This window comes from Ureibacillus sinduriensis BLB-1 = JCM 15800, assembly GCF_000772955.1.
In the GTDB taxonomy this organism is placed as follows: domain Bacteria; phylum Bacillota; class Bacilli; order Bacillales_A; family Planococcaceae; genus Ureibacillus; species Ureibacillus sinduriensis.
The window spans coordinates 50,867-65,463 of sequence record NZ_JPVO01000041.1 but is presented as its reverse complement, the minus strand read 5'-3'; the positions used below and the strand labels follow the sequence as shown (position 1 = coordinate 65,463).

At 38.5% G+C, this 14,597-nt stretch carries 15 protein-coding genes; 9 read left to right on the top strand and 6 right to left on the bottom strand.

The annotated features are described in order from the left end of the window. Positions 1–167 precede the first annotated feature (167 nt). The 4 genes from CD33_RS03875 (at position 168) to CD33_RS03860 (ending at position 3,618) form a co-directional block, all read left to right on the top strand. The gene (locus CD33_RS03875) at positions 168–944 is read left to right on the top strand and encodes a sulfite exporter TauE/SafE family protein (protein ID WP_036198437.1); all 777 of its coding nucleotides are present in this window, start codon (positions 168–170) and stop codon (positions 942–944) included. 132 nt (positions 945–1,076) lie between these two features. Then, on the top strand, positions 1,077–1,631 hold the full coding sequence (locus CD33_RS03870) for a GNAT family N-acetyltransferase (RefSeq protein WP_036198436.1): 555 nt from the start codon (positions 1,077–1,079) through the stop codon (positions 1,629–1,631). A 213-nt stretch (positions 1,632–1,844) separates the two neighbouring features. Then, the gene (locus CD33_RS03865; RefSeq protein ID WP_052129975.1) at positions 1,845–2,849 is read left to right on the top strand and encodes an acyltransferase family protein; all 1,005 of its coding nucleotides are present in this window, start codon (positions 1,845–1,847) and stop codon (positions 2,847–2,849) included. 271 nt (positions 2,850–3,120) lie between these two features. Next, positions 3,121–3,618, top strand: coding sequence for a CarD family transcriptional regulator (locus CD33_RS03860; protein ID WP_036198435.1), 498 nt, complete (start codon positions 3,121–3,123; stop codon positions 3,616–3,618). A 49-nt stretch (positions 3,619–3,667) separates the two neighbouring features. On the opposite strand, the gene CD33_RS03855 is transcribed toward CD33_RS03860, so the two are convergent. Next, positions 3,668–4,351: a toxoflavin lyase-like VOC family protein gene (locus tag CD33_RS03855; protein ID WP_036198434.1), complete on the bottom strand. Its 684-nt coding sequence runs from the start codon at positions 4,349–4,351 to the stop codon at positions 3,668–3,670. Positions 4,352–4,579: 228 nt separating this feature from the next. On the opposite strand from CD33_RS03855, the gene CD33_RS20430 reads away from it, so the two are divergent. Genes CD33_RS20430 through CD33_RS03845 form a run of 3 tightly spaced genes read left to right on the top strand, consistent with a single transcriptional unit; the run spans position 4,580 to position 5,563 of the window. Further along, the gene (locus CD33_RS20430) at positions 4,580–4,738 is read left to right on the top strand and encodes a hypothetical protein (RefSeq protein WP_176400129.1); all 159 of its coding nucleotides are present in this window, start codon (positions 4,580–4,582) and stop codon (positions 4,736–4,738) included. 19 nt (positions 4,739–4,757) lie between these two features. Continuing rightward, a complete protein-coding gene (locus CD33_RS03850) occupies positions 4,758–5,321 on the top strand; it encodes a DNA-3-methyladenine glycosylase I (RefSeq protein WP_036198433.1) in 564 nt (187 codons plus the stop codon). A 23-nt stretch (positions 5,322–5,344) separates the two neighbouring features. Continuing rightward, the gene (locus CD33_RS03845; RefSeq protein WP_036198432.1) at positions 5,345–5,563 is read left to right on the top strand and encodes a hypothetical protein; all 219 of its coding nucleotides are present in this window, start codon (positions 5,345–5,347) and stop codon (positions 5,561–5,563) included. A gap of 66 nt (positions 5,564–5,629) precedes the next feature. On the opposite strand, the gene CD33_RS03840 is transcribed toward CD33_RS03845, so the two are convergent. From CD33_RS03840 to CD33_RS03820, 5 genes are all read right to left on the bottom strand, one after another. Further along, entirely contained in the window at positions 5,630–6,154 is a 525-nt protein-coding gene (locus CD33_RS03840) for a metal-dependent hydrolase (RefSeq protein ID WP_036198431.1), read from the bottom strand. Positions 6,155–6,452: 298 nt separating this feature from the next. Continuing rightward, positions 6,453–8,255, bottom strand: a complete 1,803-nt coding sequence (locus tag CD33_RS03835; protein WP_036198430.1) for a S9 family peptidase — start codon at positions 8,253–8,255, stop codon at positions 6,453–6,455. A 159-nt stretch (positions 8,256–8,414) separates the two neighbouring features. Beyond that, a complete protein-coding gene (locus CD33_RS03830) occupies positions 8,415–8,744 on the bottom strand; it encodes a hypothetical protein (RefSeq protein WP_036198429.1) in 330 nt (109 codons plus the stop codon). A 277-nt stretch (positions 8,745–9,021) separates the two neighbouring features. Then, complete coding sequence (locus CD33_RS03825) at positions 9,022–11,409, bottom strand: putative bifunctional diguanylate cyclase/phosphodiesterase (RefSeq protein WP_052129974.1); 2,388 nt, start codon at positions 11,407–11,409, stop codon at positions 9,022–9,024. 12 nt (positions 11,410–11,421) lie between these two features. Beyond that, a complete protein-coding gene (locus CD33_RS03820; protein ID WP_052129972.1) occupies positions 11,422–12,600 on the bottom strand; it encodes a beta-ketoacyl synthase N-terminal-like domain-containing protein in 1,179 nt (392 codons plus the stop codon). 335 nt (positions 12,601–12,935) lie between these two features. Here CD33_RS03820 and CD33_RS03815 point away from each other — a divergent pair, with 335 nt between their 5' ends. Beyond that, on the top strand, positions 12,936–13,262 hold the full coding sequence (locus tag CD33_RS03815) for a YnfA family protein (protein ID WP_036198428.1): 327 nt from the start codon (positions 12,936–12,938) through the stop codon (positions 13,260–13,262). Between the two features lie 156 nt (positions 13,263–13,418). Beyond that, a complete protein-coding gene (locus CD33_RS03810; RefSeq protein WP_036198427.1) occupies positions 13,419–14,549 on the top strand; it encodes an NADH-dependent flavin oxidoreductase in 1,131 nt (376 codons plus the stop codon). Positions 14,550–14,597 lie beyond the last annotated feature (48 nt).

Here is a 14,597-nt window from a genome sequence, read left to right as displayed (position 1 = left end):
AATTTTTTAAAACAGTCTTTTTTTGTGCATGTTTTGTTGTCAGAAGAGGAAAGGTGAAGAAGAATTAACTTTTTTTTAATAAAGTTTAATGAAAGGGATGTTGTAATATACACCCTTGTCTAGTAGGATGAGTATGCTGCGAGATTTACCCGAAAGAAGGAAACAACATGGAATTTTATTATGCGGTACTCCTTTTTACATTAGGATTCATTGGATCATTTTTATCAGGGATGCTTGGAATTGGCGGTGCGATTGTTAAATTTCCTCTGCTTCTGATGATTCCGCCAGTATTCGGATTTCAAACGTTTACAGCCCATGAAGTATCAGGTATAAGTGCAGTGGATGTATTGTTTGTATCGGTTGCAGGCGTACTTGGATACCGTAATGGTGGATACTTAAATAAATCATTAATCATCCTCATGGGTGGCTTTGTACTCATTGGGTCATTATTGGGCAGCTTTGGGTCGGGTTATTTGACCGAGACTCAAGTAAATGTTGTTTATGGATTTTTAGCTTTACTTGCGGCGATTATGATGTTCATCCCCAAAAAAGAAGTCGATGAGTCTCATATAGAGCAAGTAACATTTAATAAACCTGTTGCTGCCATCCTAGCATTCTTTGTAGGACTTGGTTCGGGAATCGTTGGGGCAGGTGGTGGATTCCTGCTTATCCCCATCATGCTATTGATTCTTCGTATACCGACAAGAATGGCCATCGCTTCAAGTTTGGCAATAACTTTTATTTCCTCTGTTGCAGGCTCGATAGGGAAAATATCGACAGGACAGGTGGAGTACCTGCCTGCTGTAATCATAATTATTGCCGGATTAATGGCAGCTCCGATGGGGGCGAAATTAAGTACAAAACTTAACGCGAAAGTACTAGAAAACATCCTGGCAGTCCTCATACTTGGAACTGCAATGAAAATTTGGATCGACCTATTATAGAAATGACAGACAGTATATGAAACTATGTGTCTATTTTAGTGTAGAGTTATGCCCTGACCAATGTATTGTACATTTACAAATATCCTTCTTCGCCATAAAATTGGAATTATTGGGAATTGGAGGAGGGATGAAATGGGACAAGAAATCGTATTTCCAGTACTAAAAACAGAGAGATTGATTCTTAGAAAAATTACGGAGACAGACGCGAGCAGTATTTATACGTACTTATCCGATCCAGAGGTTATGAAGTACTATGGATTGGAACCTTTTCAATCGGTACAGGATGCCTTGGCTGAAATTTCTTGGTATGAGTCAATTTTTAAAGAACAAACAGGAATTAGATGGGGAATAAGCCTAAAAGATTCGGATCGAATCATCGGCAGCTGTGGGTTTTTGAACACGGTTTCCAGTCATTATCGAACTGACATCGGTTTTGAAGTAAGCAAGGAATATTGGGGGCAAGGTATTGGAAGTGAAGCGATCATGGCAATTATTCATTATGCATTTGAACACATGAATATCCAGCGTATTCAAGCATTAATTGAACCTCCCAATATCGCATCGCAAAAGATGGTGGAAAAAGCAGGTTTCCTTCGAGAAGGACTGTTGAGGAAATACGAGTATGCTTGTGGGAAGTTTGATGACCTATATATGTACGGGCTATTAAAAGAAGACTATAAATTATAAGTTGGGTTGCAAAACATTAATCTAGTAGATTAATGTTTTTTTCATTTAAACGATTGAATGGATGGGGTGTTCCTCGAGCAGCCATTCCCAGATGACTATGATGAAAAATAACACGTTAGCAATGTTTTAAAACAGTGCATTTTGGGAATGAAAAAATTGGCAGCTAGAATTTTATTATTCTATGTTAAAATGGTTGCTTGAAAGGAAGTCATCATGAATAGAAGTGCATATTTTGATAACGCAAAAGCAATATTAATCTACTTGGTTGTATTAGGACATCTATTGTCGGGGTATCTGAAAGAAAATCAATATATAGATACTTTGTATTTAGTCATCTATTTATTTCATATGCCGGCATTTATTTTAATATCGGGGCATTTTTCAAGAACTATTAAAAGTCGGAAAGATTTGGTTAAAATTGGAAAGACCTTGTTGTTGCCATATATTATCTTTCAGCTCTTATATACCGTATATTATAAAAACGTTTTTGGAGATAATGTAGTGTTTGAAATTTTCGAGCCTCGCTATGCATTATGGTTTTTACTTAGTATGGCGATATGGAAATTCCTTTTATGGGCATTCAGTAGTCATAAGATGATGATATTAGTATCGATCGCCCTCTCATTGCTTATTGGATACATAAGTACAGTGAATGAATGGTTATCCTTGGCCAGAACTTTCTTCTTCTTCCCATTCTTCCTGTTGGGATATCACTTGAACCGGGAAAATTTTGTAAAGCTGAAAAATAAATGGAATATGTGTGCAGCATATATTATAGGAATAATGCTCGTAGTATTCGTTTATCAATTTGGCGATGTAAGATGGAAAGAGTGGTTTTTCGGTAGAATTCCGTATGGGGATATTGGCTATGGCATAGTCGACTCAGGCGCATTAAGCAGATTGGCCGTATATGGGGTTATGTTTATAGCAACTTATATTTTCTTGTCACTTGTCCCTAAAAATGTGCAATGGTATACAGATATTGGCGGTAAAACATTGGCAATCTACCTATTGCATCTATTTATCATCAGAGCGTTTAAGGAAACGGCCATTTATGAATGGATTGAAGAAACGGGCAACTACATTGCATTGTTCGGGATCGCATTTTTCATTGTCTATCTTTTATCAAGCAAATGGGTGTGGAAGGTTACTTCGCCATTAATCACTGGTAATATTATGAATTTACCGAAAAAGTTCGGTACTAGAAATTTAGTTTAACAATGACTATTAATATGAAGTGTTAGCCAGTAAAAGGTTAACACTTCTTTTTATTGACGCACTACTATTTGATTGTTTGCGTTATAAATGATAAAAGTTAATGCGAAAATAGTAAGATAGTTGGAACGATGCATTTTTAGAGGTATTTGGAGCAGTCGGCGAATATACTGACTAATGAGAAGTGGCTGGAGAGAGTGCTGTAAACATTTTTAAAAGCCATTGGATGTAATGAGTGGCATACAATAAAATGCTAATTACAAGGGGGAAAACGATGTTCTCAATTGGGGATAAGGTCTTTTATGGTGCACATGGCGTATGCGTAGTCCAGGATATCCAGGAGTTAACTTTCTCTGGACAAAAGAAAACCTACTATATATTGCATTCTTATCATGATGCATCCATCAGGTTATATCATCCTGTTGAAGCGAAGGATTCTAAACTATCGACTATTACAACGAAAGAGGCAGCGGAGACGATTTTGGAGACATTTAAAAATCCACCGGATGTCTGGCATAGCCGTATGAATGAACGGACGCAACATTATCAAAAAGTGATAGAATCAAAAAATCATATACAGATTGCCCAAATGATTAATACCATTTTAAGAAAAAAGATCGAATTAAATAAAGAGGATAAAAATTTGCCCAACCAAGACTTAAAAATACTCGAACAAGTGATAGCGCATTTTTCCGAGGAGTTGGCACTAAGCTTTAATTTAACTGCCAAACAGGTAATGGATAAAGTTGAAGAAATCATTTTGGCAAATTAAATGTAATGAGCATAGGGGCATTTCTTCAAAGCGAAGAAATGCCCGTTTTTTAACTATTTTTGTAATGGAAACGGCCATTTTTATCAACCGAAAGCTCAAGATGACCATTCACAATAATATTAATCCGACTCACAACAGCATCCTTAGTGGAAAAATACCAATTGCGCTTTGCGGGCCCTAGTAAGATGTAGGCATTGCTGTTCGGTTCCCCCATAAAATTAAGTGAAGTTTCATCCAGCTCAGCTCCATTTTGTAAGGGAATCCCGAGGGAAACCAATTTTTGTCCCACTACCAACAGATCTTCAGTTGTTAAATTAATCTCGCCGATACTAAGTATCTCTCTTGCCGTAAATCGGTCAGTATGAGCTGCAGGGTTAGCGGAGTGGCGGGCGATCAATTCAACGACATTTCCTTCAGGATCATAAAAATATACGGAATGGGCATCGAAGTTTTCAAAATATGCAAAATTCCGACCTTGGTCCTTTAACAGTAAGGTGTGGCACTGGATCCATTCTTTTGCTTTCTCAAAAAGATTGCTTGGGATGTTGAATGCAAAATGGTATTGCTTTTGTTCGTTTGGAACTGCCATTTCAAATGCTAGTATACTCTCCCCAATCTTGATTTCCAAACCTGTTGAAGTCATTTCGAGCTTTTGAAACCCGAGTTTCTTGCAATAGAAAATTTCCAAGCCCTCCAAATCATGGGCATATAAGGTAACTTTATTTATCTTCATATCGTCACTCCCAAAATTTATTAATAGTGAGCATAATGCAATTTATAACTTTTTCATTTTGTACAAAAGTCTTAAATATAGTTTTTACTACAATTAACAACTGATTAATTGTAATATGGTATTATTTAGGATGTATAAAAGTGTGTGCTATATTTTGAAATGAAATTGATATTATCATATAAGTGCAAATGCAACAGTTATAAATGGAGTAATTTAAGGGGTGTTTAAATGGGAGATTTGATTGCCGCTATTTTTTATCTTGTGCCGTTGTTCATATTGGCTTTTATCGTCAGATGGATTCGTCATATTAAAATAAATAGCGAAATTCATGTAGAACAAAACAAAGAAATGATTAGGCTACTACAAGAAATAGAGAAGAAATGCTAATGAATGGAGGTTGATTACAGTGAAGCGTTGCGGATGGGTAACAAAAGAACCGTTATATATTGAGTATCATGATAAAGAGTGGGGAGTCCCTGTATATGATGATCGGAAACTATTTGAAATGCTCTGCTTGGAAGGTGCACAAGCAGGGTTAAGTTGGTGGACGATTTTACAGAAAAGAGAGAACTATCGCGAAGCCTTCGATCAATTTGATGCTGAAAAGATCGTTCATTACACTGAGGAAAAATTACAAGCCCTGAAAGAAAATCCAGGGATTGTCCGGAATAAGTTGAAAATACAAAGTGTTGTAACAAATGCTCAGATCTTTTTGCGGATACAAAAGGAATACGGTTCATTCTCCAATTACATATGGGATTTTGTCGACCATCAACCGATCATCAATGAATGGAAGTCCATGAAGGAAGTTCCTGTAACGACCGAAATTAGTGATCAGATGAGCAAAAAACTGAAAAAAGAGGGTTTTAAGTTTGTCGGAAGTACAATTATGTACTCCTTTATGCAAGCGGTGGGAATGGTGAACGACCACATCCTGGAATGCTGCTGCCATCCGTCACATTCACAATGAAATTGACTAGGGAGGTAAAAGAATTGAGGAAATCCTCGAGATTTGAACTCATTCTAACAATATTTGTAGCAGGTTGCTTTGTGATGAATTCTTTCTACTATACGGATTTTTCGTATGAAGGGGAATTTGCTTTACCTAGATTATTGTTTTACTTGGTTATGATTATTGCGCTATTTAATGCGGGAATGGTCACTCAAAAATTTATTCATTCAAGGAAAGAGAAAATGAATCATAAGCAATAGTGAAAAGGAAGAGTACATTACAGGCTGAATGTCAGCTCGTAATGTGCTCATTTTTTTCGTTATATCTCAATTAATTAACATCAAGAACATCAAGAGCGTACAGCCCATTATTGCGATAGTATCGCCCATGCCGCCACTCTTGAAATTCGCAATCCGAAAACTCATTTTAGTGAAGGGATATAGGAGGGGAATCCCTCTTTTGGTCATCATATCTAGAAGCAGATGACTCCACATCCCGCAACTTAACCCATAAATAAAGGGGGTTAATAAGGCTTGAATTGGGCCGGTTAATCCGATTGATAAGGAGTAAATCAATGCGGAGAACGCAAAGATAACAAGAGGAGTATGAACGACACTTCGATGCCCTAGTGTCTTGCTAATGATAAAAGAAGCAATCTTCAGCTTTCTGCCGATATAACTGTTTCGATGATCAATGTCAGGAAGAAGCGATCCCAGTATAGCTCCACAAAGTACCGCCCCGATACCCAACAAGCCATCAAACGATCCGTTTTGTGAAACCGATGGAAGGAGATGCTTTGATGCGGCTATACCTGCTGTTAGGCCACCCATCAGATGTGCGCATTTATTCATGATGTTGCCTCCTTTTAACTCTTATTCTATTTAAGGTTTCTACTTATTGTAGTAGAAAAACCGTTTGTTTAAATGAGTTTTATATATTTCAAAAATTGAAAATTTGAGTGGGGAGGCAATAAAAGAATTTATAATAATTCTTTTAGATCATTAGGATTGTTCATCGTGTTTGTTTCTTGAGTTGAACGAAGGGGTGGCAATTTCTTGATATGTGTATTTATTTTGAGATGCGATGCAACCGGAAAAAATAATACACCCTTAATGCAAAGAAAATCCAGCATTAAGGGCTATTTTAATATTATTGCATCAATTTGGCGATTTGTTGATTGAAGAACTCGATAATTTTTCCATAGACGAGTATCTCATTTTGCTTTTTGGAGAAACCGTGTCCTTCATCTTCCAGCACGATGTATTCCACTTCGCGTCCTTTTTCCTTCAGTGCAGCAACAATTTGATCGGACTCTTTTTGCACAACGCGTGGATCGTTTGCTCCTTGAATGACGAGCATTGGTTTTGTCATGCCATCTAAATAAGTGATGGGGGAATCCTTTGTTAATCTTTCCTTATCTTTCACAGGATCCCCAACCCATTGTTCCATATAAGGTTTCCAAAACTCAGGTACAGAGTCGATAAATGAGAAGAGATCGCTCGGTCCGAAAATGTCCACTACCGCCCTGAAGTACTCTGCATGTCTACCGTGAAGTAAAAGGGCCATATAGCCCCCATAGCTTCCTCCCAATAGTAGAATTTTTTCTCTGTCAGCATAGCCTTTTTCAATTAACCATTCCAAACCTTGGATATTATCTAAACGTGGCCCATGACCCCAATCGCCTTCAACCATTTTGGAAAACTGCAGACCGTAATTGGTTGACCCACGGAAGTTTGGCGCAAATATCGAATAGCCGCTATAAAGAAGAGATTGGAACATGGATCGGAAAGTTTTGCGTTCCAAAGCTTGCGGACCTCCATGAGGCCAAAGAATAACATGACCATTTGAGGTTTCTTCCTTCGCTTTGAAAAATAATGCTTCAATTTCCATTCCATCAAATGAAGGGTAAGTCAACACTTCCGGCTCAACCAATTCATCTTCGTTTACCCCCGGTACACGGTAATGAGTTAATTCTATCCAGTCAGTGCCATTATCCTTCGAGGTGAAAATATTACCTGGTGTAGTTGCATTGCGACCTAGAACATAAAGGCTGCCACTGGAAGTAACGACTAGTTTATCGATCACACTTGTCGGCGTGTTCAAGGAGTGTAATTGGCCGTTCTCCAGATTGTACTTGTATAAACGATCCTCAACACCATATGATCCGATTAGATAGAGAGAATGATCTTTCTTTGAATATGTTAAATATGTGAAATCTTCTTTATCAAGCTGTAATTCGATTGAAAATTCTTTTGTTGCTAGATTTAATTTTGCTAGATAATTTAAATCTGCGTTGTATTCAGTTAAAAAGTAAATTTCCGAATTAGAGGTATAGACAATTCCTGTAACAGTATGCTGCTCCGTTGTCTCGGGAGTGAGCAAGTGCTTCTCTGCTCCAAGATATACATAAGCCACAGAATGGGTGTTGCCGTATTGTTTGATGGCAACAAAGGAATCCTCGTTAGGACTCACTGCATCGATGAAGGTAGGTGCTTCCTCACCTTCAAGCAAGAGTTTTTCTTCTCCTGATTCGATATCATAAACGTAGTTATTGAAGTAGGTTGTATTACCAAAAGTACTTGGATAGTAAAGCCGTTTTCCATCTTCGCTCAGATGTGAAAAAAAGTGACGTTCGCCTTCATGCAGACGTAGAGGATATAATGTTCCGCCTTGGGGGGAAACAGCATAAATTTGTGCATTTTCATCCCCATCCTTATCGAAGCCTGCAATAATGAACTCACCTGTTTTAGCATAAGACAGAAATGCTGCACTTTGATTATTAAATGTGAGAGGATAAGGGAATTGATTTGGCAAATCCATTGCCCACAGGTTGAAATAACCGTTTAAATTGGTACTGAATACCAATTGTTTTTCGTCAGGACTAATTGTGAAATCTGAAATCGTTAACGTCTGAAAAAATTGTTCTACACCAGGTTTAGAAAAACTTATCATATCAACTCTCCAATTCTATTAAGATACAACGATATTAACACAATTTTCAGTCTCTTATAAATGAAGAAAAGTACCTAATAATTTTAGTTGCAAAGCGGTAGCGACAGGGCGGATAGGATAGGCAAATTTATTGTTATGAACTGCAAAAAAACTGAGGCTTTACACCTCAGTTTTAATCCATTCTATTGCGATGCTTTTAAGATTTATATCTTCATCGTCATACCGTGACAGATGTCTCTTTAAGTCAACGTTGTCAAGTTTTGATGCTATTGGCGCCTGTAAGTCACGACGAAGCCCATCGGCAAGGGACATCTTCATGCAATCGCTGGCAATAGCCAAAATATCGTCTTCAGTATTCCCTGCAGATGCGGCGAAGGAAAATCCCGCATCCATAAGATCTGGGATTCTGATATAAACGGGGAAATCACCTTCATCTGTTTCTGTATCCTCTAGAGCAAAAATTACTGGGTATGTATAAGCTTTTATCATTTTCATCACCTCACTAACAATCATAATATAGAATCGTCTAAAAGTAGGCTGGTAATTAAAGGTGGGAATTCCTATTAGATAAGAGGATGGTTATACAAGATTTACATATGTAGTCCTGAGCAACTTTTATAGATTTGTGGTAGATAGCAAATGCCAAATGGCAAGATAGATGGGCATATGAAAAAATGAAAGGCATTCAGTACGTTTTCATACTGAATGCCTTATTTGCTTGTTTATAAAATTCTAATTTGCAAAATATACTAACAAAAATAGTTATTTATTTTAAGGCCAGCCATCTTTCTTCGAATTCTTTTGCAGGAAGTGGGCGGCTGAAGTAATATCCTTGGCCATAATCACAACCCATTTCATTCAAGTAGTCGGCATCTTCCAGGCCTTCAATTCCTTCGGCAATCACCCTCAATTCAAGATGATTTGCTATGGCAATAATCGTTTTTACAATGGCCTTATGCTCCTCGTCTTGATGCATCCCCATAACAAACGATTTATCGATTTTCAGTGAATCCAATGGGTACTTGTTTAGGTAACTAAGGGAGGAGTAACCTGTCCCAAAGTCATCCATCGAGAGGGTGACGCCAATTTTCTTTAAGGCATTCAGCTTTTCTATCATCGAATCTGCATACATTGCAATGCTCTCGGTGATCTCCAGTACAATTTTGTCCCCATCGATCCCAGTGCTTTCTATTGCATTTTTCACATTATCCCCAAACATTGGATCAAGTAATTGCCTCACTGAAACATTGATGCTTGTCTTTAAAGGTTTGTAACCTTCACTCAGCCATTTCGCATTTTGCTGGATAGCTGTTTGCAGCACCCAATGGCCGATTGGCAAAATCATTCCTGTTTCTTCTGCAACCGGTATAAATTCATCAGGTGACACAGGTCCGACAGTTTCGTTATTCCACCTTAATAGAGATTCCACTGCAACAATGTTTTTGGATTTTAAATCAATGATAGGCTGATAATATAGTTCCAATTCCTTATTATCCAATGCTGTTCTTAATTGGCTTTCAATCATCATCTTTCGGTAGAAGTTTTTCTGCATTTCCGCAGTAAATAATTGATAGTTATTTTTCCCTTTTTCTTTCACATAGTACATGGCCGTATCAGCATGTTTTATGAGGGTATTTGCATCAACGCCATCTTGTGGATAGATGCTGATACCGATACTCGGGGTGATGAAATACTCACTGCCAACAATCATGAAGCCAGTTTTAAATTGCGCCAATAATTCTTTGGCAAGGGCTTCACTCTCGGTAGCACTATATTGTGAAAGCAGAATTGTAAATTCATCCCCCCCAAGGCGATAAATTTTGGCTGAATGGTGCCTCTTCTTCAGCAGATTCTCAATACGTCTTGATACTTCGACTAATAGAAGGTCTCCAACGTCATGCCCCATTGTGTCATTAATGTATTTGAATCGGTCTAAATCTAGAAACATAATGGCACTCTGACTATTTTCCGACTTTGTTCTTTCCAGGAGGCTGGTCAAATCTTCATTAAACATTCGTCTATTCGGCAATCCGGTTAAAGAATCATGATAGGCTTGGAACTTGATTTCGTCTTCATATTGTTTCCGTTCAGTAATATCTGTTGAGACAGCAAGTATTGCGGAGCTCTCATCCAGATTGATTGGGACCTTGACAGTCTGAACCCATACGACCTCACCGGAAGCAGAGGTGATTTCTTCTTCGCGAATAAAGACTTTTTCCCGCACCTCGTATAGATTGCCCGCCTGTATTCTTTTTTCCAGTTGGGGTTCTCGTTGCAGTTCATCATCCGTTTTCCCGACCATATCCTGGATGTTGATTCCTTTCAGCTGTGCATAGGATTGATTTAACAGAGTATAACGTTCATTTCTGTCTCGTGCATAGATATAGTTCGGGTTCAAATCGATTACTTGAAAAAGGAATTTCTTCTGCTCATTTAATTTCTTGTTCATATTATTCACAATCTCTAGATGCATTCTGCTAGAAATGATTAATATGGAAAGGGCATAGACTAGCAACGCAATTGAACTTGGGTATAATTTTGCCGCCGGAAACATATTTAAGCCACCTATAGCATAACCAACAGTTGAAAAGATACTAAAATAAACTAAAAAGGTACGTTCGCTATTCTGTTTAACATTTAAACTAATTAAAAAACAGGTGGTCATACTAACCAGGAAGATTAAAATATTGAAAATGAAAGTCCAAGATAACTTTCCGTAAACTGGAAAGTAAAATTCGTTGGAACCTATTTGCATAAGCTCCAAACTACTAACTCCATTTTTGCTCCATCCTACGATATATACAAAAAAGGCTAGTCCGTAGAATAAAAAGACAGTAGTACGATTTACATAAGGTTTCCATTTCTTTTGCAATTCCTCCGGCAAGATTTCTTGCACAATTGTATATCCGACATGGAAAAATACAGGTGTAATCAAAATCGAACCAAAGCGCAGCAACTTGAACAAGAAGAGGATAATTTCTTCACTTAAAAGATTATAAGAATATAAAAAGGCAACATCCAATTGCCAAAATGTCACCATTAAGAGAAGTAGAAATAGCACTCTCGATAGCTTGTATTTTTTAAATAAAATTAATAGCGTCACGCCGACTACTATCGGAATGCAGGATAGTAAAATTAAAAAGGTAAAAAACATGTATTGCGCCTCCTAGCAATGTGTCAGCAGTAGACAGGCATTATTCCCGCTACTGCCATGAGCAGTGATGCATACAGAGTCCACAGCTTGATATCTAGTCTTCAGAACAATGGGTATATCATTAAAACCAACGCATTTTGTTTTAATGGTAGGAGGTATGAACCCATGTTCCATTGAAAGTAGTGATGAAATGATTTGAATGGCCCCCATTGCACCAAATGAATGTCCAGTCATTCCTTTAATTGAAGTGATCGGTACTTCCGAGCCGAATGTTTCTTTCAGAACCAAGCGTTCTATGTGATCGTTTGTTTCCAGACCAAGCGCCTGGCTATTTACATAGCTTGGTACAGTATCCCCGATAGTATCCTGGAATACCTCAAGCATATGTCTGCCGGTCGTATCTGAACTTAATAGTTTTTGCCCTTCATTTCTCGTTATGACCCGTTCAACTTTTCCGTATATCTTCTGGCTGCGTGATTCTGCTGTTTGTCTGCGTTCCAGCACAATAACTCCAGCGCCCTCCGATATAACAAATCCGCGATGGGCTGTTGAAAAAGGAACACCAGCATTTTCAATGGACAATTCGGTTGAGAGGGCTCTTAATTTTTTAAAGCCATTGATTGTCCACTGGCCTAACGGCGCATCGGTTCCACCTACAATGCACGCATCCACGGTCCCATTTTCAAGAAGGAGTTTTCCGATAGACAGTGCATCCAAACTGGCAGTGCATCCGGTAGTTAAAGTAAAGGCAGGCCCAAACGAACCTATTACCTCTGCAACCGTACCCGAAAGCGTGTGTGTATCGGCATATGAAACACCTTGGATGGGAGTAGTCTTTAAATCAAAAAAGTCTGAAGACTGCTGTTCTATTTCAAGAATGGCACCAGCAGAAGTTCCCATTATTACTGCAATACGGTGTGGTTTGAAATATTCCAAATTCGACATTTCGCAAGCATCCAAAGCAGAGGCGACCGCCATTCTGACAGAACGCGAGTGGCGCTTATAATTTCTTCCTCGTATATCTAGGAAACTGTCCTCTATTATACCCGCAACAATATGAGTTTCCGGATACTGAGGGTTTCTTAAAATACTCTGTGTACATATGCCCTTTTCTAAAACATTTAAAAAGCTTAAATTATCTAAAATACCAGGTGCTTTAATGCCATAACCGGTAATTACGATATCGTCCAAGTATTTCACCTACAAAATTTGACTTCATTCAATTATATACAACAATTCTCGACACCGTCCATATTCGATAGGACTTAAGTGCAAGGAAGCAATATGTTTGCAATGTATAGTGCATAAGACTTGTAATGATACTAATTAACTATTCTCAGATTCCAAAGAGGTACGGTTTAAATTTAATTAGTCACATTGAGATGATACTTGTAGATCGACTCTAGAAGGGTGGGAATGACGGTATTGGACGGGGAGTTATAGAGAACAAGAACAGATTGCTCAAGTACAGATTTGGTGAAAGTGTTTAGTATAATTTATAAAAACGATTAAGGAAGTGTTGAAATATGTTTTATACAATGGCGTTATTCATCTTAGCAGGGGTTGCGGAGATTGGCGGAGGTTATTTGATCTGGTTATGGCTAAGGGAAGGAAAACCTTTGTATTGGGGGATAGGGGGTGGGATTGCATTGGCGCTATACGGTATTATATCCACATTTCAAAACTTTTTATCTTTCGGGAGAGTTTATGCAGCTTATGGCGGCGTGTTTATCATCCTTTCAGTGTTATGGGGATGGGGGATTGATAGGAAAACTCCTGATTTCTATGATTGGATTGGTGCATGCATCTGCTTAGCCGGCGTGTCAGTGATGTTGTTCGCACCACGCCATTAAGTTTCCCCAAGCATATTAGTTACTGATTTGGGTGATGTTTGTTTAGTATATACATAAGGTCTACATTTTGGAAATTAGGGACTACGCTATGAGATTGATATAGGAGTTCTTAGCTTTCTAAATAGATTCTGCAATTAGTAAGGGGAGGAATAAGATATGAATGAAAAATATAAAGACTTGTTTACACCGCATACATTGCCGAATGGAGTTGAATTAAAAAATCGGCTTATTATGGCACCTATGACGCACTATTCGTCTAATGCGGATGGAACGGTGACGGACGCAGAGATTAAATACTATTCCCGTCGTTCTAGCGGAGTAAGTATGGTCATTACAGCGTGTACGCATGTAACGCCAAATGGTCAAGGTTTCCATGGACAATTTGCTGCCTATAGTGATGAATTTATTCCAAGCATGAAGCGCGTGGCAACAGCCATTAAGGAACAAGGGGCAAAAGCGATCCTGCAGATTTATCATGGCGGAAAAATGTCTCCTCCTGAGCTGGTTCCAAATGGTGAAATTGTCAGTGCGAGCGATGTGCCGGCTGTTCATAACGGAGTAGAAGGGAAAATACCGAAACCTTTAACAGAAGCAGAGGCCTATGAAATTATCGAAGCATATGGTGAAGCAACCCGCCGAGCAATCGAAGCAGGGTATGATGGTGTGGAGATTCACGGGGCAAATGGTTATTTAATACAACAATTTTTCTCAGGACATTCCAATAAGCGTGAAGACCGCTTTGGTGGAAGCTTGGAAAAACGCATGGCGTTCCCATTGGCAGTAGTTGATAAGGTGAAAAGTGTGGTAGAAAAGTATGGTGACGCTTCTTTCATAATTGGACATCGCTTTTCTCCCGAAGAACCTGAAGAAAACGGCATTACAATGGCGGATACATTAGCGTTAGTGGATGTTTTAGCCGACAAAGGTTTAGATTATCTGCATGTTTCATTAATGGAATTTTTCTCAACTGCCAAAAGAGGTGTTGAGGATCTATCGAAAACACGTATTGAGTATTTACTTGAAAAAATCAACGGACGTGTCCCATTGATTGGGGTTGGTTCGATTTATAGTGCTGAAGACGCGCGCAGAGCTTTTGCGACGGGTATACCTTTATTGGCACTGGGTCGTGAATTGATTATAGATCCGGACTGGGTCCAAAAAGTAGCGGATGGAAAAGAAGATGAAATCGTAACTGAGATCGATAAAGAAAAGCAAGAAGAGTTAGTTGTACCAGACACGTTATGGAAAATTATCCTAAACGCACCTGGTTGGTTCCCTGGCGTTTAGTTCATACTGGAAATTATCTACGAATAATGAAGGTGGTGACAGCAAGGA